This is a genomic window from Rathayibacter sp. AY1A2 (assembly GCF_002930935.1).
In the GTDB taxonomy this organism is placed as follows: domain Bacteria; phylum Actinomycetota; class Actinomycetes; order Actinomycetales; family Microbacteriaceae; genus Rathayibacter.
The window spans coordinates 41,613-59,950 of the sequence record NZ_PSTP01000008.1 but is presented as its reverse complement, the minus strand read 5'-3'; the positions used below and the strand labels follow the sequence as shown (position 1 = coordinate 59,950).

Below are 18,338 nucleotides of genomic sequence, written 5' to 3'. Positions count from 1 at the left end.
CGCATGACGAACGAGTGGGGAACTCCGGATCCGTCCGCCCGGCGAGACCGGTCCGCGGAGGTCGTCCCGGCGGCCGCCTCCGGCGAGGAGGTGGAGACCGCCCGCGTCGAGGACGCCGAGCGCGCGCTCGCCGTGCGCGAGGTCAAGCGGCGCCGCGACTTCCTGGGATCGCTCGGCGGATGGGCGAGCGTCTCGGCGATCACGACCGCCGTCTGGGTCGGCACAGGGGCCGACGGCTACTTCTGGCCGATCTGGCCGATGATCGGGATCGGGATCGGCGTCGTCGGCCAGGCCGCGTCGATCTGGGGTCCCGCCCGCAAGGAGATCACCGAGGCTGACATCGCCGCCGAGATGCAGCGCCGGGAGAAGCGCGGCCGCTGATCAGTCCAGGCGGCCGACCGAGGTGACGCGGACGACGGCCGCACCCTGCTCGTCCGACTCGGCGAGGTCGACGGTCGCCGAGATCCCCCAGTCGTGGTCGCCGGCCGGATCGTCGAGGATCTGCCGCACGAGCCACTGCGTCGGCTCCTCCGTGACGAGCAGCATCTTCGGCCCCCGGGCGTCGGGCCCGATGCCGATGCTGTCGTGCTCGTCGTAGTAGTCGTCCAGCGCGGCGCCCCACGCGTCGGCGTCGAAGCCGGCGGCGGCGTCGAGCTCGCCGAGCGCCTCGTGGTCGTCGAGGGCGGCGAGGGTCACCCGGCGGAACATCTCGTTGCGCACCAGCACGCGGAAGGCGCGGTGGTTCGCGGTGAGGCGGCGCGGAGCGGGCGGCACGATCGCCTGGTCCGCCGCGTGGAGCGCCGGATTGACCAGCTCCTCCCACTCGTCGACCAGCGAGGAGTCGACCTGGCGCACGAGCTCGCCCAGCCACTCGATCAGGTCGTGCAGCTCCTCGTTCTTCAGCTCGTCGGGGATGGTCTGCCGGGCCGCGCGGAACGCGTCGGACAGGTAGCGCAGCACCAGTCCCTCCGAGCGGGAGAGCTTGTAGAAGGCGGTGTACTCGCCGAAGGACATCGCCCGCTCGTACATGTCGCGCACGACCGACTTCGGCGAGAGCTCGAAGTCCTTCACCCACGGCTGCGCCGCGGTGTAGGTCTCGAAGGTCGCCTCGAGGAGCTCCTCGAGCGGCTTGGGGTGCGTGACGGACTCGAGCAGCTCCATCCGCTCCTCGTACTCGATCCCCTCGGCCTTCATCGCGGCGACGGCCTCGCCGCGGGCCTGGAACTGCTGGGCCCCCAGGATCGGGCGCGGGTCGTCGAGGGTCGCCTCGAGCACCGAGATCACGTCGAGCGCGAAGCTCGGAGACTCCGGGTCGAGAACGTCGAACACGGCCAGCGCGAACGGCGAGAGCGGCTGGTTGAGCGCGAAGTTCGGCTGCAGATCGACGGTCAGGCGGATGCGGGTCACGCCGTCGGCGCCGACGCTCTGCTCGACCACTCCTGCCTCCCGCAGCGTCCGGTAGATACCGAGCGCCCGGCGGGCGAGCTGCAGCTGCCGCTTCCACGGCTCGTGGTTGTCGAAGATCAGGGCGTGCACGTTCGCGTAGGCGTCGCCGCCGCGGGCGATCACGTTCAGCAGCATCGCCGAGGTGATCGTCATGTGCGAGGTCAGCGTCTCGGGCTCAGCGTCGACGAGCTTGCGGAAGCTCGGCTCGCCCCAGCTGACGAAGCCCTGCGGCGCGCGCTTGGCGACCCACTTCCTCCGCTTCTTCGGGTCGTCGCCCATCTTGTCGAGAGCCTTCCGGTTCTCGGACTCGTGCTCGGGGGCCTGCACGACCACGGTCCCGGCGGTGTCGTACCCCGCGCGACCGGCGCGGCCGGCGATCTGGTGGAACTCGCGGGCCGAGAGCTGGCGGGTCCGGGTGCCGTCGTACTTGGTCAGCGCGGTGAGCAGCACGGTGCGGATCGGGACGTTGATGCCGACGCCGAGGGTGTCCGTGCCGCAGATCACGCGCAGCATGCCCTGCTGTGCGAGCTGCTCGACCAGGCGGCGGTACTTCGGCAGCATGCCCGCGTGGTGCACGCCGATCCCCAGCCGGAGCAGCCGGGAGAGGGTCTTGCCGAACGCGGTGGTGAAGCGGAAGCCGCCGATCACCTCGGCGATGCGGTCGCGGTGCTCGCGGGTGGCGATGTTCGCGCTGGTGAGCGCCTGCGCACGCTCGAGAGCGGCCGCCTGCGAGAAGTGCACGACGTAGACCGGCGACTGGTTCGTCGAGAGCAGCTCCTCGATGGAGTCGTGGATCGGCGCGATCTCGTAGAAGTAGTGCAGCGGCACCGGGCGCTCCACGCCGGTGACCCGGGCGGTCTCCCGGCCCGTACGGCGGCTGAGGTCGGCGGCGAGCGCCGTCACGTCGCCGAGGGTGGCCGACATCAGCACGAACTGCACGTGCGGGAGGGTGAGCAGCGGCACCTGCCACGCCCAGCCGCGCGCCGGGTCCGCGTAGAAGTGGAACTCGTCCATCACGACCTGGTCGACCGGGGTGTCCTCGCCGTGCCGGAGCGCGAGGTTCGCGAGGATCTCGGCCGTGCAGCAGATGATCGGCGCGTCGGCGTTCACCGAGGAGTCGCCGGTGACCATCCCGACGTTGGAGGCGCCGAAGACGTCGACCAGCGCGAAGAACTTCTCGGAGACGAGCGCCTTGATCGGCGCCGTGTAGAAGCTGCGGCGTCCGGAGGCGAGCGCCGCGGCGTGCGCGCCGATCGCGACGAGCGACTTCCCGGTGCCGGTGGGCGTCGAGAGGATCAGGTTGGAGCCGGAGGCGATCTCGAGCATGGACTCGTCCTGCGCCGGGTAGAGCGGGAGGCCGCGCGACTCCGCCCACTCGGTGAAGGCCAGGTAGACCGCGTCGTCGTCGACGCGCCCGTCCGCGTCGGGCGTCGGCATCCGGTCGAGCAGCGTCGAGGTCATCCCCCCATCCTCCCAGCCCGCGGCCCGTCGCTCAGGTGCGATCCGTCACGGACGGCCCGTGCGCCCCCGGCCTCACGGGCCGCGGGTGACGGATCGGTCCGCCGGAGCGAGGGCCCCGTCGACGAGTCCGACGACGCGGTCGGCATCGGCCAGCACGTAGGGGTCGTGCGAGACGCAGACCACGGTCGCGCCGCGGTCCGCCTCCGCGCGCAGGACCGACCGGATCCGCTCCGCGCTCGCCGAGTCGAGGCCGGTGGTGGGCTCGTCCAGGAGCAGCAGGCCGGCCCCGCGGGCGAGCCCCTGGGCGAGGAGCGCCCGCTGCCGCTGACCGCCGGAGAGCACCGCGAAGGGCTCCCGGGCGAGCGCGGCGATCTCCATCCGCTCGAGCGCGGTGGCGATCGCGTCCGCCGCGCGCGCGTCGCTGCGGCGGAGGCGGCCAAGCCGGCCCCAGGTGCCCACCGCGACCACGTCGCGCACCGTCACCGGGAGGAGGTCCGGGATCGACGCCCGCTGCGGCACGAAGGCGATCGCTCCGGTGACGTCCCGCGTGCCGGACGTCAGTGGACGCACTCCCGCGATCACCTCCAGGAGCGTCGACTTGCCGGCGCCGTTCGGCCCGGCGATCACGGTCAGCGAGCGCGCGGCGACGTCGAGATCGACCCCCGCGAGAGCGCGGCGGGAGCCGAAGTCGACGTGAGCGCCTCGGAGGCGGACCGGGGGCTCGGGCAGGGGTGAGACGTCCATCCCGACGAGCGTACAGGTGTGATAACTGTTCTCATTATCGTGTACGGTCGGGCACCATGCCCAGCCTCCTCGCCGGAATCCTCGAGCCGTTCGCTCTCGACTTCCTCCAGCGCGCCCTCCTCGGCGGCGTCCTCGTCGCGGTCCTCTGCGGCGTCGTCGGCACCTGGGTGGTCCTCCGCGGGATGGCCTTCCTCGGCGAGGCGCTCGCCCACGGGATGCTCCCCGGCGTCGCCCTCGCGACGGTGCTCGGCGCGCCCGTCCTCGTGGGCGGCGCAGCCAGCGCGGTGCTGATGAGCCTCGGCATCGCGGCCCTGCAGCGGCGCGGACGACTGTCCTACGACACCAGCATCGGCCTGCTCTTCGTCGCCATGCTGGCGCTGGGGGTCATCGTGATCTCGCACTCGGGCAGCTTCGCCACGGACGCGACCTCGATCCTCTTCGGCGACATCCTCGCGATCACTCCCGTCGACATCGGGCTGCTCGCCGCCGCCGCCGGAGTCGGCCTCCTCGTCGCAGCGGCCTTCCACCGCCCGCTCGTCGCCCTGGCGCTGGATCCGCGCATCGCCGCGGTGCTCGGCCTCGGTCCGCGCTCGGCTCAGGCCGCGCTGGTCGGCCTGGTGACTCTCGCCGTCGTCGCCTCCTACCAGGCGGTCGGCTCGCTCCTCGTCGTCGGGCTCCTGCTGGCTCCCGCGGTGGCCGCCGGTCACTGGACCACGCGCATCCCGACCCGGATGCTGCTCGCGTCGATCCTCGGCGCGGCCTCCGTGCTCGTCGGCCTGCTCGTCTCCTGGCACGCGGCCACGGCGGCGGGCGCCTCGGTCGCCGGCACGGCCATCGCGGTCGCCGCGGTGTCCTGGGCGGTCCGCTCGGCCGCGTCGGCCCTCGCGTCCCGGTCGGGCCCTCAGCCGGTCGCCGCATGAGGCCCTGCCGGCACCGCTCCTCCCCCGCTCACCCTCGAAAGGACTCCGTGCACTCCCGAACCACCGCCTCCACCGTCCTCCTGGGCGCTCTCGCGCTGGGCCTGGCCGCCTGCTCGACCGATGCCTCCGCGCCGGCCGCGGACGACACGGGTTCCGGCCACGGCGCCGTCGCGAATGCCGCCGAGCTCGCCGAGCCGCGCCTGGGGCTGACGTCGATCGACCCGTCGGGCGCCGTGTCGCACCTCGACCTCCTCGACGAGACGGTCACCGGCCTCGGCACCATCGGCGCACCCAGCGCGATGACGACCGACGGCCGCTACCTCTTCGCCCAGACCGATGCGGGCGTCGAGATCGTCGACAGCGGCGTGTGGACCTGGGACCACGTCGACCACTTCCACTACTACCGCGCGGACCCCCGCCTGATCGGCACGGTCGAGGGCTCCGGGACGGCCGTCGTCGCCACGACGAACCTCTCGACCACCGGCGGAACCGGACTCTTCTTCCCCGACACCGGCGAGGCGGTCCTCCTCGACACCGAGGCGCTGTCGAAGGGCGCGATCGTCGAGCGGTTCCGGAAGGACGTCGAGCCCGGACCCGGGATGGTCGTGCCCGTCGGCTCGTCCGCACTGGTGACCGAGGGGTCCGGATCCGGAGCGGCCGTCGCCGGCTACGACTCGGACGGCGAGCCGACGGGCCTCCGCGAGGCCTGCCCCGACCCCGCCGGGACGATCACCACCCGCGTCGGCGCCGTCATCGGCTGCTCCGACGGCGCACTCCTGGCGTCGATCGAGGACGAGGAGCTCATCGTCGAGCGGATCCCCTACCCCGCCGGCACCACCGCGCCACCCGCCGCCTCCTTCGACAACCGTGAGGGCCGCCCCACGGTCGCCGGCCTCGCCGGGGACGCGGGCATCTGGCTCCTCGACACCCGGGAGCGCTCCTGGAGCCTCCTCCCCTCTCCCGCCCCGCTGGCGCAGGTCACCGCGGTGGACGACGCGGACGAGACCGTCCTCGCCCTCGCCGCCGACGGCCGCGTGCTGGTGCTCGACGGCTCCGACGGCGCGGTCCTCGCCGAGACCGCGCCCCTCGTCGCGGACACGACCGCGGACGGCTCGCGGCCCGTCCTGATCGCCGACCAGCAGCGGGCCTACCTCAGCGCGCCCGCCGAGCGGAAGCTGCACGAGATCGACTACGCGGACGGCGCGCGCCTCGCCCGCACCTTCGAGACCGCCACCGAGCCGGCCTTCATGGCGGAGACGGGCCGATGAGGCGCGGCTGGGCCCTCGCCTCCGCCGCGGCGGTCCTGTTCCTGTCGGGCTGCACGTCCGCGGAGGAGGACGAGAGGCCCCTCGTCATCGTCTCCACCAACATCCTCGGCGACGTCGTGGGCGAGCTCGTCGGCGACGAGGCGCAGGTCGTCACGCTGATGAAGCCCGACGCCGACCCGCACTCCTTCGAGATCTCGGCGCAGGAGGCGGCGCGCCTGCGCTCCGCCGACCTCGTCGTCTCGAACGGGCTCGGACTCGAGGAGGGCCTGCAGCAGCACCTCGACGAGGCCTCCGGTGAGGACGTCCCCGCGTTCGTCGCCGGCGACGCCGTCGACGTCCTCGACTACAGCGAGGGCGACGCGGAGGGGAGCCCGGACTCGCACTTCTGGACGGACCCCGGCCGGATGATCGACGTCGTCGACTCCCTCGGGCCCGTGCTCGCCGCGCTCGACGGCGTCGATCCGGCAGCCGTCCGGGACCGGACGGCCGGCTACCGCGCCGAGCTCGAGCGGCTCGACTCCGAGATGGCCGCGGCGTTCGCCGCGATCCCCGCCGAGCGCCGCGCCCTCGTCACCAACCACCACGTCTTCGGGTACCTCGCCGACCGCTTCGACTTCGACGTCGTCGGCGCCGTCATCCCCGGAGGCACGACCCTCGCGGCGCCGTCCGCCTCCGACCTCGCCGATCTCGTCGACGCGGTCGAGCAGACCGGCGTCCCCACGATCTTCGCGGAGTCCTCGTCTCCCGACCGCCTGGTCCAGGCGCTCGCGAGCGAGGCCGACATCCGCGTGGAGGTGGTCGAACTGTTCACGGAGTCCCTGACGGGGCCCGAGGGCGGCGCTCCCGACTACCTCGCCATGATGCGCGTCAACACACAGCGCATCGCCACCGGGCTCTCCCCGTGAGCCCTCCGATCCACCACCAGGAAGAAGAAGCACCCATGCAGAATCCCCACGTCCGGCGGGCGGGCCTCGGCCTGATCGCCGCCTGCTCGATCACGGTCCTCGCGGCCTGCTCGTCGAGCTCGACCCCGGCCGCCGAGTCCTCGGCGTCCACCGCACCGGCCACCGAGGCCGCGGCGGCCGCCGGCGCCCGCGTCGCCGTCGCCTACGAGGGCGGCATCCTCGTCCTCGACGGCGAGACCCTCGAGACCGTCGCGGACATGGACTCCGAGGAGTTCACCCGCCTCAACCCCGCCGGCGACGACCGCCACGTCATGGTCACCATGAGCGAGGGGTTCCAGCTCCTCGACACCGCCGCCGGCACCAGCGGCGAGCCGGAGCTGACGGACATCGTCTTCCCCGCGGACACCCCGGGCCACGTCGTCCGGCACGCCGGGAAGACCGTCCTCTACGCCGACGGCACGAGCGACACGACCGTCCTCGAGACCGCCGACCTGGCGTCCTCGGACGGGATGCCCGAGACCGAGACCATCCCGGGCGTCGAGGCGCACCACGGCGTCTCGATCGTCCTCGAGGACGGCACCTTCCTCACCACGGTCGGTGACGCCGACGGGCGCAAGGGCATCGAGGTGCGCGACGCCTCCGGCGCCGTGACGGCCACGAACGACCAGTGCCCCGGTGTCCACGGAGAGGGCACGGCCGAGAACGAGGTCGTCGTCTTCGGCTGCGAGAACGGCGCCCTGGTCTACGACGGCGGCGAGATCACGAAGCTCGAGGCGCCGGACCAGCCGTACGGCCGCATGGGCAACGCCTGGGTCAGCGAGACCAGCCCGATCATCGTCGGCGACTACAAGGACGACCGCGACGCCGAGGGCTACCTCCTGCACCGCGTGGCGCTGATCGACACCGAGGCGAAGACCCTCGACGTCGTCGACCTGCCCGAGGGCGTCGAGTACACCTTCCGCGGCGTCGCCCGCGGCCCCGACGATCTGGCGTACATGATCGCCTCGGACGGCGCTATCCACGTGCTCGACCCCGAGACCGGGGAGCTGACCGCCTCCTACCCCGTCGTCGACGCCTGGGAGAGCCCGGTCGAGTGGCAGGACCCGCACCCCGCTATCACGGTCGCCGGGGACATCGCCTACGTGACCGACCCTGCCGCCGACAGCATCCACGCCGTCGACCTCACCACGGGAGAGGTCGTCGCCACGGGCGAGCTCGACGTCACGCCGAACGAGATCGCCGTCGCCGCGAGCTGACCATCGGCACGGAGGAGGGGCGCGGGGCCGTGGGCTCCGCGCCCCTCCTGTTCACCTGGAGGGGCCAGGATCACCGCATGACGACCGACTTCGATCTCGACCAGGTGGTGCGCGACGTGACCGCGAACGTGCGCAAGAAGTTCCCCGACCACTCCGAGGAGCAGGTCGCGCCGCTCGTGCGCGAGGAGCTCGCGGACCTGCAGGACCGGCCCGTGCAGGACTACCTGACGGTGCTGACGGAGCGAGCGGTCAAGCGCCGCCTCAAGCGCGAGGCGCGCGGGGAGTAGACCGGGTCAGACGAGCGCCCGCTCGATCGACGCCCGCAGCGCCGGAGCCGGCCGGAGCGCACCCGCCTCCTCCGCTTCGAGGAGCGCCTGCGCGTCCGCCGGGCTGTGCTCGCGGTACCAGCGGTCGACCGGGACGCCGTGCCCGGGCCGGCTCAGCACCTCGACGGCGTCGCCCGCCTCCACCGATCCGCGGTGCAGCACCCGCAGGTACGCGCCGGTGCGCCCCTCGTCGGCGAAGCGCTTCACCCACTGGGGCTCTCCGAGGGCCCGCTGGAACGTCGCGCACGGCGTCCGCGGCATCGTCACCTCGACCTCGACCGCCTCGCCGATCCGCCAGCGCTCGCCGATCACGGCTCCGCTCACGTCGAGGCCCGCGATCCGCAGGTTCTCGCCGAACATCCCCGCGGCCAGCGGCCGCCCCAGGCGCTCCGCCCACCAGAGCGCGTCCTCGTCGGAGTAGGCGTAGAGCGCCTTGTCGAGGCCGCCGTGGTGCGCGCGATCGGCCTGCACGTCGCCGTAGAGGCCCAGGTCGCGCACTCCGACGGGACCCTCGACCGGCCGCTTGTCGATCGCGGTCGCGCCGACCGTGCCGGAGTCGGGCAGGAGGCGGGCGACGCGGCACACGGCGAGCAGGCGGGGCATGCCGCCATGGTGCCAGCATTAGGCTCGCCGCGTGCGCGACGCGACCGCTCCTCCCCGGCTCGACCCCCTCCTCCTCGACGGCCTCGCCGAGGGGTACGCCGGGGACACGGGCGCCCGGGAGCACGCCGAAGGGCTGCGCTTCGCCGGCACCGACCTCACCGGCGCCGATCTCACCGCGGCCTCCTTCAGCGAGTGCGCGCTGGAGGGAGTGGTCCTGGACGGCGCCCAGCTGCGGGCCGCGTCGATCGCGGAGTCGCGGCTCGAGCGGCTGGACGTCCCCGGGCTCTCGGCGCCGCGGAGCCGGCTCCGATCCGTCGAGCTGCTCGCCTCGCGGCTGGGCTCGGCCGAGCTCTACGAGAGCACCTGGGAGCAGGTGCGCGTGGCCGACTGCAAGCTCGGCTACCTGAACCTCCGCGGCGCCGCGGTGCGCGACGTGCTGCTCGAGCGCTGCACGATCGACGAGCTCGACCTGGCGGGTGCGACCGGCACGCGGCTGCGCCTGGTCGACTGCGACGTCCGCTCCCTCGATCTCTCCCGGGCCCGGATCGAGCACCTCGATCTGCGCGGCGCCGAGCTGCACGTGCTCACCGGGCTGGACGGCCTCCGCGGCGCCACCCTCTCCGAGCTGCAGCTCAGCCTGCTGCTGCCGCTGTTCGCGGAGCACTTCGGGGTGCGGGTGGGCTGAGCCGCCGGTCCGCCTAGCGCCGGCGGGCGATCAGCCGCGTCAGAGCGCGGCGGCCGAGGAGGAACACGGCCAGCACGACGGCCGTCACGATCACGAAGCTCCACTGCACGCCCTGCCCGGAGGCGATCCGCAGGAGCATCCCGCCCGCGACGGTCACCGCCCAGACGACGAGCCCGGCGGGCACGATCCGGTCCGGGGAGCGCCACGAGCGCGTGACGACCCAGCCGAGCAGGAGCGCCGCCAGGAACGGCCAGAGCGTGGTGAGCAGGCCGATCAGCGCCGACCCCTCGTCGTGGCTCCCGCGGCCGATCAGCACGAAGACCAGGACGAGCACGGCGTCGAGGGCGAGGCCGAGCCCCGCGCGCCGGGTCATGCGGGCTCCGTCACGAAGTCGATGAGCTGCTCGACCCGGCCCAGCAGCGCCGGCTCCAGGTCCTGGAAGGTCCGCACCCGGCCGAGGATGCGCTGCCAGGCGCGCGCGATGTCGGCCTGCTCCTCGTGCGGCCAGCCGAGCGCCTCGCAGATCCCGTGCTTCCACTCGGTTCCGCGAGGGATCTCGGGCCAGCGCTCCAGGCCGATCCGGCCGGGCTTCACGGCCTGCCAGACGTCGATGTAGGGGTGGCCGACGACGAGGACGTGGGCGCCGTGCGGACCGGCGGCGACCTGCTCGGCGATCCGCGACTCCTTCGAGCCGCGCACCAGGTGGTCGACGAGCACGCCGATGCGGCGGCCCGGACCGGGCCGGAACTCTCGCACCAGCTCGTCGAGGTTGTCGACGCCCTCGATGTACTCGACGACGACGCCCTCGACCCGCAGGTCGTGGCCCCAGACCTTCTCGACCAGCTCGGCGTCGTGCCGGCCCTCGACGTAGATGCGGCTGGGCAGGGCGACCCGCGCCTTCGCGTCGGCGACGTGGAAGGAGCCGGAGGCGGAGCGCGCGCGACCGAGGCCGGCGTCGCGCTTCAGCCCGGGCGCCTTCAGCGACACGGGCTTCCCCTCGAGGAGGAACCCGGGCCCCAGCGGGAACACGCGGACCTTGCCGAACCGGTCCTCCAGCCGCACCATCCGCAGCTCCACGCCGAGCACGGCACCCACGAAGCCGGAGGCGACCTCCTCGACCACCAGATCGCGCTCGGCCTCGACCACCGCCACCTCGACCCTGCCGCGGGCGCGCCAGTCGCCGGCGAGCACGTCCTGCCCGTACCTGTCCTCGTCCATCGCACCGAGGGTAGCCGGAGGCGCGCGGGGCGCCGCGCGGACACGGCGCATGCACCTCTGCTTACATGAGCAGATGACCGAGGACCTCGAACCCGCCGCCGAGCTCTTCAAGGTGCTGTCCTCCTCCTCCCGGCTGCGCCTGCTCCGGGCCCTCGCCGAGGAGACGTCGACGGTCGGGCGGCTGGCCGAGGTGACCGGGCTCTCGCAGCCGCTGGTCTCGCAGCACCTGCGGATGCTCCGCACCGCCGGGCTGGTCGCGGTCGAGCGCGTGGGCCGCGAGGCGCACTACTCCGTCGCCGACACCCACGTCACGCACATCGTCGACGACGCTGTCCGGCACGCCCTGGAGGGGTGACCTCCGTCCCTGTCGGGAACGATGATCGCTCTCGATTAGGCGCATCCATTGCAATGCGTTTATGGATCTGGTCGACTGGAGCCCGTCGCGTCCGCGGCCCCCGCATCCGGAAAGGCAGCACAATGAGCACCACCGATCTCCACGCCGAGCACCCCGTCACCGAGCACGAGCACGGCGAGGGCTGCGGCCACCCGGCCGTGCAGCACGAGGACCACGTCGACTACGTCCACGGCACGCACCACCACGCCCTGCACGGCGACCACTACGACGAGCACGAGTCGGAGGCCGAGCACTCGACCGCCGACCACGAGCACGGCGACGCCTGCGGGCACGAGACCGTGCAGCACGACGACCACGTCGACTTCGTCCACGACGGCCACAAGCACGCCGCTCACTCCGGCCACTACGACGAGCACTGAGGCCGTGCGCGACGGGAGGGCTCGCACCCTCCGGTCGGCGCTCAGCCCTGACGGGCCTTGAAGCGCGGGTTCAGCTTGTTGATCACGAAGACGCGGCCCCGGCGGCGGACGACCTGCGATCCGGGCTGTGCCTTCATCGACCTGAGGGAGTTGCGGACCTTCACGGATGCTCCTGTCGTTAATGAGAACTGTTATCGATAGAGTAGCGGTTCATGGAGCCCCAGCACCCCGCACCCCCCGTCCTCGCCGTCACCCTCGTCAGCGCGACCGACCCCCGGGACGCCGGGCGGACCGCCGCGCTCCTCGCCGGCAGGCCCGAGTCCCGGATCGCCTTCGAGGTCGATCCGCCCGGCGCCGACGGTCCCGCTCTCGCCGAGGAGCTCCACCGGCGCCTCGCGGCCGACGCCGACGACGGCCACCGCGGTCACACGGTCGTCGCCCTCGATGGCCAGGCCGACCCGCTCGAGATCGGACTCGTGCTCGAGCACCTCTGCGCGCAGCGGCATCCCGCCGACACCCGCATCGCGATCCTCGACGTGGTCGCCGTGACGTCGACGGAGGAGATCCTGCGCGTGCTCTGCGGCGGCGCGGGCCCCTCCTTCGACTCGGCGGAGCGCCTCGCCACCCGCCTGGAGTTCTCGAGCCTCATCGCCCTCGCCGAGCCCCTCTCCGAGAGCGACCCCGAGCGGACCGCGCTCGTCCGCGACATCCTGCGAGCGCTCGCCCCCTCCGCCGACCTCGTCCCCGTCGGCGAGCACCCGGCGGAGCCCCGGAGGCTCCATCTCCGGCGCGCGCACGCGATCGCCTCCTCGATGGGCTGGCAGTGCGCCCTCAACGGGACCTCCCGCCGACGGCTCGCGGGAACGACGGTGCAGGAGTTCGTCTTCCGCGATCCGCTGCCCTTCCACCCCGGCCGCCTCAGCGCGGCCGTGCACGGGGAGCTGGTGGCGGAGAAGGTGGGGCGCATCCTCCGCTCCCGCGGCCTGGTGCGTCTGGCGACCCGCGCCGACCGGGTCGGCTCGTGGTCGGTCGCGGGCGACGTGCTGACCCTGGATCCGACGAGCCTGCTCAGCTGGGACGAGGACGCGCCTCTGGGCCAGGAGCTCGCCTTCTTCGGGACCGGCCTGGACACCGGGAGGCTGACCGCCGTCCTGCAGAGCTGCCTGCTCACCCCCGAGGAGCTGCTGGCCGGCCCGGCCGCCTGGGCGGAGTACGCGGACCCGTTCCCGCGCTGGGTGGACGAGCACCGGAACTGAACCGAGCGCCCTCCGTCGCGCGGGACTCGACGAGAGCGACCCGCCGAGGACACCATTAGGCGAATGGTCCTCCGAACGCGCCATCGGACTTCTGGAACCCGCCCGATCATTGATGATCTGCGATAACCCTGCAATTGTGACTGGTGTCAAAGATGACGTTGAGAGAAGGAGATGTTCTTGCCAGGCACCAGAAGATCGGTTCGAGCGCTGCTCATGGGCACCGTACTTGCTTTCACTTCATTGGTCGCGACACCTGCGACGGCCGATCCGGGAGTCGTCACAGCGACCCGAACAGCAGAATCGACAATGCAATCTTTCGGCTTGCTCACGCCTATCGCCGCCTCCAGTGAACGCGCCGCTCGACTAAGCTCCGAATCAGAGCACCTGGAGCCGAGCGGCTCCCTCTCGACGAAGTCCGGCCTCACGGTCGAATACAGGAACCACAGCGTCGGCATCACTCCAGGAACCGCTGTCTGATCGGCGAGCGTCGGGCCTTCAGGCGCGCTCGTCTACAACATGAGCGACTCATACGATTACGCGTTCACAGGGGCAGGCCATGTTCTCAATGCGGGCTTTGCTCTCATCAAGGACCAGGCAGCCCCATCTGATTACAGATTCGACGTGACCGTGGATGGAGAACCCGCCATCCTTGAGTTCATCGACCACTCGGTTGCGGTGAAGGATTCACACGGACGGACCGTCAACTTCATAAATCCGGCCTGGGCCTCAGATTCCACCGGCGCTCCTGTCAGGACCAGTTTCTCGATCGACGGCGGCACGCTGGTGCAGAGAGTGCATCACACGGGCGCATCCTATCCCGTGGTCGCCGACCCCAGCCTCGCCTGTGACATCGCATTCTGTACAATCATGCTCAACAGAACCGAGACGAAAACCGCGTCGCAATCTACCGCAGCAGCGGCAGGATTACTGTGCGGATCAATGACGGCCGCATTCGCCCCCCTCGGAGCGGTGTGCGGCGCTTACGGCGCCGTATTCCACGTCGCCGCAGTTCAAGCGAACAACTCTGGCCAGTGCCTCGGCGCACGCTACCTCACTATAGGTGGCTCTCTGCACCCGGTCATCCAGCGCTGTTAGAGCGCGCGAAGAACAGCGAAGGAGATTCAATGGCCTCTGATCACGATCTCAGTCGGGCGATGCGCCGAGAATTGCGCAATCCCATCCTTGGAGGATTGGCGCTTCTGCTGTTCGGCGGTACAGCGGTTCTATTGCTTCTGTTCTGGTTCACCGATGCACGCGCCGTTCTCACGCCCTTCGTCGGGCCTGGAACGGGACTGGTCCTCACTGCTTTTACCGTGGAGGTAGCTCGACGCGCTAGGAGGCGCATGCGCGCGGAGGAGCGGGAGAGCTGACCTCGGAGCCTCGATCGACGGAGATTCTCGTCGCGCCATTGAGCGGCGAAAATCTCCGTCGCCGGTGGAGGACATTCCGTTTCTGACCAGCCCGGCCGGTATACGCCAACCGGAGTCGAACGATCGGACTATCCAATTTGGGATGCAACCGACATCTACGGCAAACGAAGAGTGATCGACGGAGGGGACGCAGCGCGGCCGTCCACCGTGCGGAGACGACGGGCGACCGCAGCGCCGACGGGCTCCGGGACGCACGGAGCCGACCGTGCGCCGGGAGTGTGACGCGCGGAGGCTCCCTCCGGGCGGCGGGTGAGTAGGCTGACCGGACAGCACGTGCTCCGGGGTCGGTGGGAATTCCGAACCGGCGGTCACAGTCCGCGAGCCGCAGCCCCTCGAGAGGGGCGGCGGTTGACCTGGTGGAACTCCAGGACCGACGGTGAAAGTCCGGAGGAGAGGCAGCACGAGCGTCGCGCATCACCGCGCGATGCTGAGCGACGGTGCCCGCGCACCGTCGATCGAGACCCCGGAGTTCGGCGACGAACGGAAGAACCGGGAATGACGATCGACTACGAGCACGCGATGCGCCGGGCGCTGGCGCTCGCCGAGCGCGGGCCCGCCCGCGGACCCAACCCGCGCGTGGGCTGCGTGATCCTCGCGCCCGACGGCACCGTCCTCGGCGAGGGCTGGCACCACGGAGCCGGCACCGCGCACGCCGAGGTCGACGCCCTGTCGCACGTCGCGGCGGGCGCCGCCGAGGGCGCGACGGCCGTCGTCTCGCTCGAGCCGTGCGACCACACAGGGCGCACGGGTCCCTGCAGCCGCGCCCTGATCGAGGCGGGCGTCTCCCGCGTCGTCTACGCTGTGCCGGACCCGGGCGAGCGCTCGGCCGGCGGCGGTCGCACCCTCCGCGAGGCCGGCGTCGAGGTGATCGAGGGCGTGCTCGCCGAGGAGGGAGAGCAGTTCCTCCACCCGTGGCTCACCGCGACCCGCCTGCACCGCCCCTTCGTCACGCTCAAGTGGGCCTCGACCCTCGACGGCCGCACCGCGGCGGCGGACGGCAGCAGCCGCTGGATCACCGGAGCGGCGGCCCGGCAGCGCGTGCACGAGCAGCGTGCCGCGCACGACGCGATCCTCGTCGGCACCGGGACCGTCCTCGCCGACGATCCCGCGCTCACCGCCCGCGGCGACGGAGGCGAGCTCCTCGCCCACCAGCCGGTGCCCGTCGTCGTCGGCACGCGCCCCGTGCCGCCAGGCGCCCGCCTGCACGAGCACCCCCGCGCCGTCGTGGTCGAGCGCACCCGCGACCTCGCCGCGGTCCTCGCGCACCTCTACTCCGCCGAGATCCGCAGCGTCTACGTCGAGGCCGGACCGACCCTCGCCTCCGCGCTCGTCGCCGCCGGACTGGTCGACGAGTACCTCGTGTTCCTCGCGCCCGCGCTCCTCGGCGGCCCCCGCGTCGCGCTCGGCGATCTCGGCGTGGAGAGCATCGGCGGGGCCCGGCGCCTCTCCCTCCGCTCGGTCGAGATCCTCGGCGACGACCTCCTCGTGACCGCGCGCCCCGACGTCCTCCCCGCGGGCGGTGCCGGCACCCCGGCCCGCCTCCCCCACGCCCTGCAGATGGAGACCCACTGATGTTCACCGGAATCATCGAGGAGAAGGGCGTCGTGACCGCCGTCGAGGCGGGCGCCGACGCGATTCGCCTCAGCATCCGCGGGCCCCTCGCCGTCGAGGGCGTGCGGCACGGCGACTCGATCGCGGTCTCGGGCGTCTGCCTCACCGTGGTCGAGCACACCGACCAGGGCTTCACCGCCGACGTCATGGCGCAGACCCTGCGGATGTCGACCCTCGACACCGTGGGCGTCGGCGACCCCGTGAACCTCGAGCGCGCCGCGCTGGTCGGCGACCGGCTCGGCGGCCACATCGTCCAGGGCCACATCGACGGCACGGCGACGCTGCTCGCGATCGCACCGGGCGAGGCCTGGCGGGTGCTGCGGTTCTCGCTGCCGGCGGAGATCGCTCCGCTCGTCGTCGACAAGGGCTCGATCGCGGTCGACGGCGTCTCGCTGACCGTCTCGGCGATCAGCCCCGCCGCCGAGCCGGAGCAGTGGTTCGAGGTCTCCCTGATCCCCGAGACGCTCGCCGTCACCACGCTAGGCGCGCGCGCGATCGGCGATCAGGTCAACATCGAGACCGACGTCCTGGCCCGCCACGTCGAGCGGATGCTCGCCCTGCGCTCGATCGCGGAGGCCCGCTCATGAGCCTCGCCACCATCCCCGAGGCCGTCGAGGCGCTGCGCGCCGGGCGCCCGATCATCGTCGCGGACGACGAGGGCCGCGAGAACGAGGGCGACGTCATCGTCTCGGCCCAGCTCGCCAGCCAGGAGACGATCGCCTGGATGGTCCGCCACTCCTCCGGGTTCATCTGCGCGCCGATGACCAACGAGATCGCCGACCGCCTCGCCCTGGCGCTGATGGTGGTCGAGAACGAGGACCCGCGCGGCACCGCCTACACGCTGTCCGTCGACGCGGCCGACCGGCTCTCCACCGGCATCAGCGCCTCCGACCGCGCGCACACCCTCCGCGTGCTGGCCGACCCCGAGGCGACCCCCTCCCGCCTGAACCGCCCCGGCCACATCCTGCCGCTGCGCGCCGTCGACGGCGGCGTGCGCGAGCGCGACGGGCACACGGAGGCGGCGGTCGACCTGATGAAGCTCGCCGGCCTGTACCCCGTGGGCGCGATCTCCGAGATCGTCGCCGAGGACGGCGAGATGATGCGGCTGCCCGGCCTGATCGCCTTGGGCGAGCGCGAGGGCGTGCCGGTGACCACGGTCGCGGCCCTCATCGCGTACCTGCAGGAGTTCCACTGCGACGCGGAGGTGCCCGTCACGGTCGCGGTTCCGGAGAGCGCGCGGGTGAGCTTCGAGGTCGAGACCACGGTGCCGACCACCCACGGCCCGTTCCGTATCCGCGCCTACCGCGACCGGCAGACCGGAGCGGATCACGTCGCGATCCTCGCGGGAGAGGTCGCCGCGGGGCGGCCCGCCCTGGTGCGCGTGCACTCCGAGTGCCTGACCGGCGAGGCGTTCGGCTCGCTGAAGTGCGAGTGCGGGCCCCAGCTCGACGCCGCCCTCGACACGATCCAGCGGGACGGCGGCGTCGTCGTCTACCTCCGCGGTCACGAGGGCCGGGGCATCGGCCTGATCAACAAGCTGCGCGCCTACCGCCTGCAGGAGGACGGACTCGACACCCTCGACGCGAACCTCGCCCTCGGGCTCCCCGCCGACGCGCGGGACTACGGAGCGGCGGTCGGGATCCTCGAGGACCTCGGCCTCACCGAGGTGCGCCTGCTCACCAACAACCCCGAGAAGGTCCGCCAGCTCACCGACCGCGGCATCGTCGTCGCCGAGCGCGTGCCGCTCGTCGTCGGGGTCGGCGCCTTCAACGAGGGCTACCTCGAGACCAAGCGCGACCGCATGGGCCACACCCTCGACAGCGTCCTCGACCACGACCCCCTCGACGCCGGGATCTCCGGCCTCGCCCTCGACGCCGGGATCGCCGGCGCCACCACGAAGGAGTAGCAATGGCCGGTAGCGGCGCCCCCACCACCTCCCCTCTCGACGGCGCGGGACTGCGCGTCGTCGTCATCGCGGGCACCTGGCACGAGCAGATCAGCGACGGTCTGATCGCCGGAGCGGGCCGAGCCCTCGACGAGGCCGGAGCGTCCTGGTCGCTCGTGCGCGTGCCCGGCTCGTTCGAGCTGCCCGTCGCCTCGAAGGCGGCCCTGGAGGCGGGGGCCGACGCGGTCGTCGCCCTCGGCGTGATCATCCGCGGCGGCACCCCGCACTTCGAGTACGTCTCGGACGCCGCCACCTCCGGGCTCACCACCGTCTCGATCCTGACCGGCAAGCCGGTCGGCTTCGGCGTGCTCACCCTCGACACCGAGCAGCAGGGCATCGATCGCGCGGGCCTTCCCGGCTCGAAGGAGGACAAGGGGCGCGAGGCGGCCGAGGCGGCGGTCTCGACCGCTCTGCTCCTCCGCTCGCTGCGCGGCTGAACCACTGCGGGCGGCCCCCGTCCTGGGGCCGCCCGCACACGAACCTGGGAGAA

The 18,338-nt window shown here is 72.3% G+C and carries 22 protein-coding genes and 1 riboswitch; of the genes, 16 read left to right on the top strand and 6 right to left on the bottom strand.

The features are described from left to right. The first annotated feature begins 3 nt into the window (after positions 1-3). On the top strand, positions 4-381 hold the full coding sequence (locus C5B93_RS09115; RefSeq protein ID WP_104272851.1) for a 2TM domain-containing protein: 378 nt from the start codon (positions 4-6) through the stop codon (positions 379-381). Here the strand turns inward: C5B93_RS09115 and C5B93_RS09110 are convergent, their stop codons facing one another. After that, on the bottom strand, positions 382-2,907 hold the full coding sequence (locus tag C5B93_RS09110) for an RNA helicase (protein WP_104247346.1): 2,526 nt from the start codon (positions 2,905-2,907) through the stop codon (positions 382-384). A 72-nt stretch (positions 2,908-2,979) separates the two neighbouring features. Then, complete coding sequence (gene aztA, locus C5B93_RS09105) at positions 2,980-3,651, bottom strand: zinc ABC transporter ATP-binding protein AztA (protein ID WP_104292292.1); 672 nt, start codon at positions 3,649-3,651, stop codon at positions 2,980-2,982. A gap of 56 nt (positions 3,652-3,707) precedes the next feature. Between aztA and aztB the strand changes: the two genes are divergently transcribed. The 5 genes from aztB to C5B93_RS09080 all read left to right on the top strand — a co-directional run bounded on the left by aztB (position 3,708) and on the right by C5B93_RS09080 (position 8,287). Continuing rightward, positions 3,708-4,571: a zinc ABC transporter permease AztB gene (gene aztB / locus C5B93_RS09100; protein ID WP_104283876.1), complete on the top strand. Its 864-nt coding sequence runs from the start codon at positions 3,708-3,710 to the stop codon at positions 4,569-4,571. 47 nt (positions 4,572-4,618) lie between these two features. Next, entirely contained in the window at positions 4,619-5,839 is a 1,221-nt protein-coding gene (locus C5B93_RS09095; protein WP_104292291.1) for an ABC transporter, read from the top strand. Continuing rightward, positions 5,836-6,744: a zinc ABC transporter substrate-binding protein AztC gene (gene aztC, locus C5B93_RS09090; protein ID WP_104292290.1), complete on the top strand. Its 909-nt coding sequence runs from the start codon at positions 5,836-5,838 to the stop codon at positions 6,742-6,744. The genes C5B93_RS09095 and aztC overlap by 4 nt, the downstream gene beginning before the upstream one ends. Before the next feature lie 35 nt (positions 6,745-6,779). Next, complete coding sequence (gene aztD / locus C5B93_RS09085; RefSeq protein WP_104292289.1) at positions 6,780-8,000, top strand: zinc metallochaperone AztD; 1,221 nt, start codon at positions 6,780-6,782, stop codon at positions 7,998-8,000. A gap of 77 nt (positions 8,001-8,077) precedes the next feature. Beyond that, positions 8,078-8,287, top strand: a complete 210-nt coding sequence (locus tag C5B93_RS09080; protein WP_104262881.1) for a three-helix bundle dimerization domain-containing protein — start codon at positions 8,078-8,080, stop codon at positions 8,285-8,287. A gap of 6 nt (positions 8,288-8,293) precedes the next feature. Here the strand turns inward: C5B93_RS09080 and C5B93_RS09075 are convergent, their stop codons facing one another. Further along, positions 8,294-8,929: an MOSC domain-containing protein gene (locus C5B93_RS09075; protein ID WP_104292287.1), complete on the bottom strand. Its 636-nt coding sequence runs from the start codon at positions 8,927-8,929 to the stop codon at positions 8,294-8,296. A 31-nt stretch (positions 8,930-8,960) separates the two neighbouring features. Here C5B93_RS09075 and C5B93_RS09070 point away from each other — a divergent pair, with 31 nt between their 5' ends. Further along, on the top strand, positions 8,961-9,614 hold the full coding sequence (locus tag C5B93_RS09070; protein ID WP_104237705.1) for a pentapeptide repeat-containing protein: 654 nt from the start codon (positions 8,961-8,963) through the stop codon (positions 9,612-9,614). A 13-nt stretch (positions 9,615-9,627) separates the two neighbouring features. On the opposite strand, the gene C5B93_RS09065 is transcribed toward C5B93_RS09070, so the two are convergent. Then, positions 9,628-9,987, bottom strand: coding sequence for a DUF3054 domain-containing protein (locus C5B93_RS09065; RefSeq protein ID WP_104292286.1), 360 nt, complete (start codon positions 9,985-9,987; stop codon positions 9,628-9,630). After that, positions 9,984-10,832: a DUF3097 domain-containing protein gene (locus tag C5B93_RS09060; protein WP_104226898.1), complete on the bottom strand. Its 849-nt coding sequence runs from the start codon at positions 10,830-10,832 to the stop codon at positions 9,984-9,986. The genes C5B93_RS09065 and C5B93_RS09060 overlap by 4 nt, the downstream gene beginning before the upstream one ends. A 73-nt stretch (positions 10,833-10,905) precedes the next feature. On the opposite strand from C5B93_RS09060, the gene C5B93_RS09055 reads away from it, so the two are divergent. After that, complete coding sequence (locus C5B93_RS09055) at positions 10,906-11,187, top strand: helix-turn-helix transcriptional regulator (protein ID WP_104222235.1); 282 nt, start codon at positions 10,906-10,908, stop codon at positions 11,185-11,187. A gap of 122 nt (positions 11,188-11,309) precedes the next feature. Further along, a complete protein-coding gene (locus C5B93_RS17645; protein WP_104257641.1) occupies positions 11,310-11,606 on the top strand; it encodes a hypothetical protein in 297 nt (98 codons plus the stop codon). A 41-nt stretch (positions 11,607-11,647) separates the two neighbouring features. On the opposite strand, the gene ykgO is transcribed toward C5B93_RS17645, so the two are convergent. Then, complete coding sequence (gene ykgO / locus C5B93_RS09045; RefSeq protein WP_104226896.1) at positions 11,648-11,770, bottom strand: type B 50S ribosomal protein L36; 123 nt, start codon at positions 11,768-11,770, stop codon at positions 11,648-11,650. A 48-nt stretch (positions 11,771-11,818) separates the two neighbouring features. Between ykgO and C5B93_RS09040 the strand changes: the two genes are divergently transcribed. From C5B93_RS09040 to ribH, 7 genes are all read left to right on the top strand, one after another. After that, entirely contained in the window at positions 11,819-12,862 is a 1,044-nt protein-coding gene (locus C5B93_RS09040) for a GTP-binding protein (RefSeq protein WP_104292285.1), read from the top strand. 516 nt (positions 12,863-13,378) lie between these two features. Next, complete coding sequence (locus tag C5B93_RS16960) at positions 13,379-13,957, top strand: hypothetical protein (RefSeq protein ID WP_146078469.1); 579 nt, start codon at positions 13,379-13,381, stop codon at positions 13,955-13,957. Positions 13,958-13,986: 29 nt separating this feature from the next. After that, positions 13,987-14,232, top strand: a complete 246-nt coding sequence (locus tag C5B93_RS16955; protein ID WP_146078468.1) for a hypothetical protein — start codon at positions 13,987-13,989, stop codon at positions 14,230-14,232. A gap of 331 nt (positions 14,233-14,563) precedes the next feature. Next, a riboswitch (FMN riboswitch) is annotated at positions 14,564-14,696 on the top strand. A 91-nt stretch (positions 14,697-14,787) separates the two neighbouring features. Continuing rightward, entirely contained in the window at positions 14,788-15,864 is a 1,077-nt protein-coding gene (gene ribD, locus C5B93_RS09035) for a bifunctional diaminohydroxyphosphoribosylaminopyrimidine deaminase/5-amino-6-(5-phosphoribosylamino)uracil reductase RibD (RefSeq protein WP_258068185.1), read from the top strand. Next, the gene (locus tag C5B93_RS09030; protein WP_104268884.1) at positions 15,864-16,490 is read left to right on the top strand and encodes a riboflavin synthase; all 627 of its coding nucleotides are present in this window, start codon (positions 15,864-15,866) and stop codon (positions 16,488-16,490) included. The genes ribD and C5B93_RS09030 overlap by 1 nt, the downstream gene beginning before the upstream one ends. Then, positions 16,487-17,809: a GTP cyclohydrolase II gene (gene ribA / locus C5B93_RS09025; RefSeq protein ID WP_104292284.1), complete on the top strand. Its 1,323-nt coding sequence runs from the start codon at positions 16,487-16,489 to the stop codon at positions 17,807-17,809. Before C5B93_RS09030 ends, ribA begins: the two co-directional genes overlap by 4 nt. Positions 17,810-17,811: 2 nt before the next feature. Continuing rightward, a complete protein-coding gene (ribH, locus tag C5B93_RS09020; RefSeq protein ID WP_104292283.1) occupies positions 17,812-18,285 on the top strand; it encodes a 6,7-dimethyl-8-ribityllumazine synthase in 474 nt (157 codons plus the stop codon). Positions 18,286-18,338 lie beyond the last annotated feature (53 nt).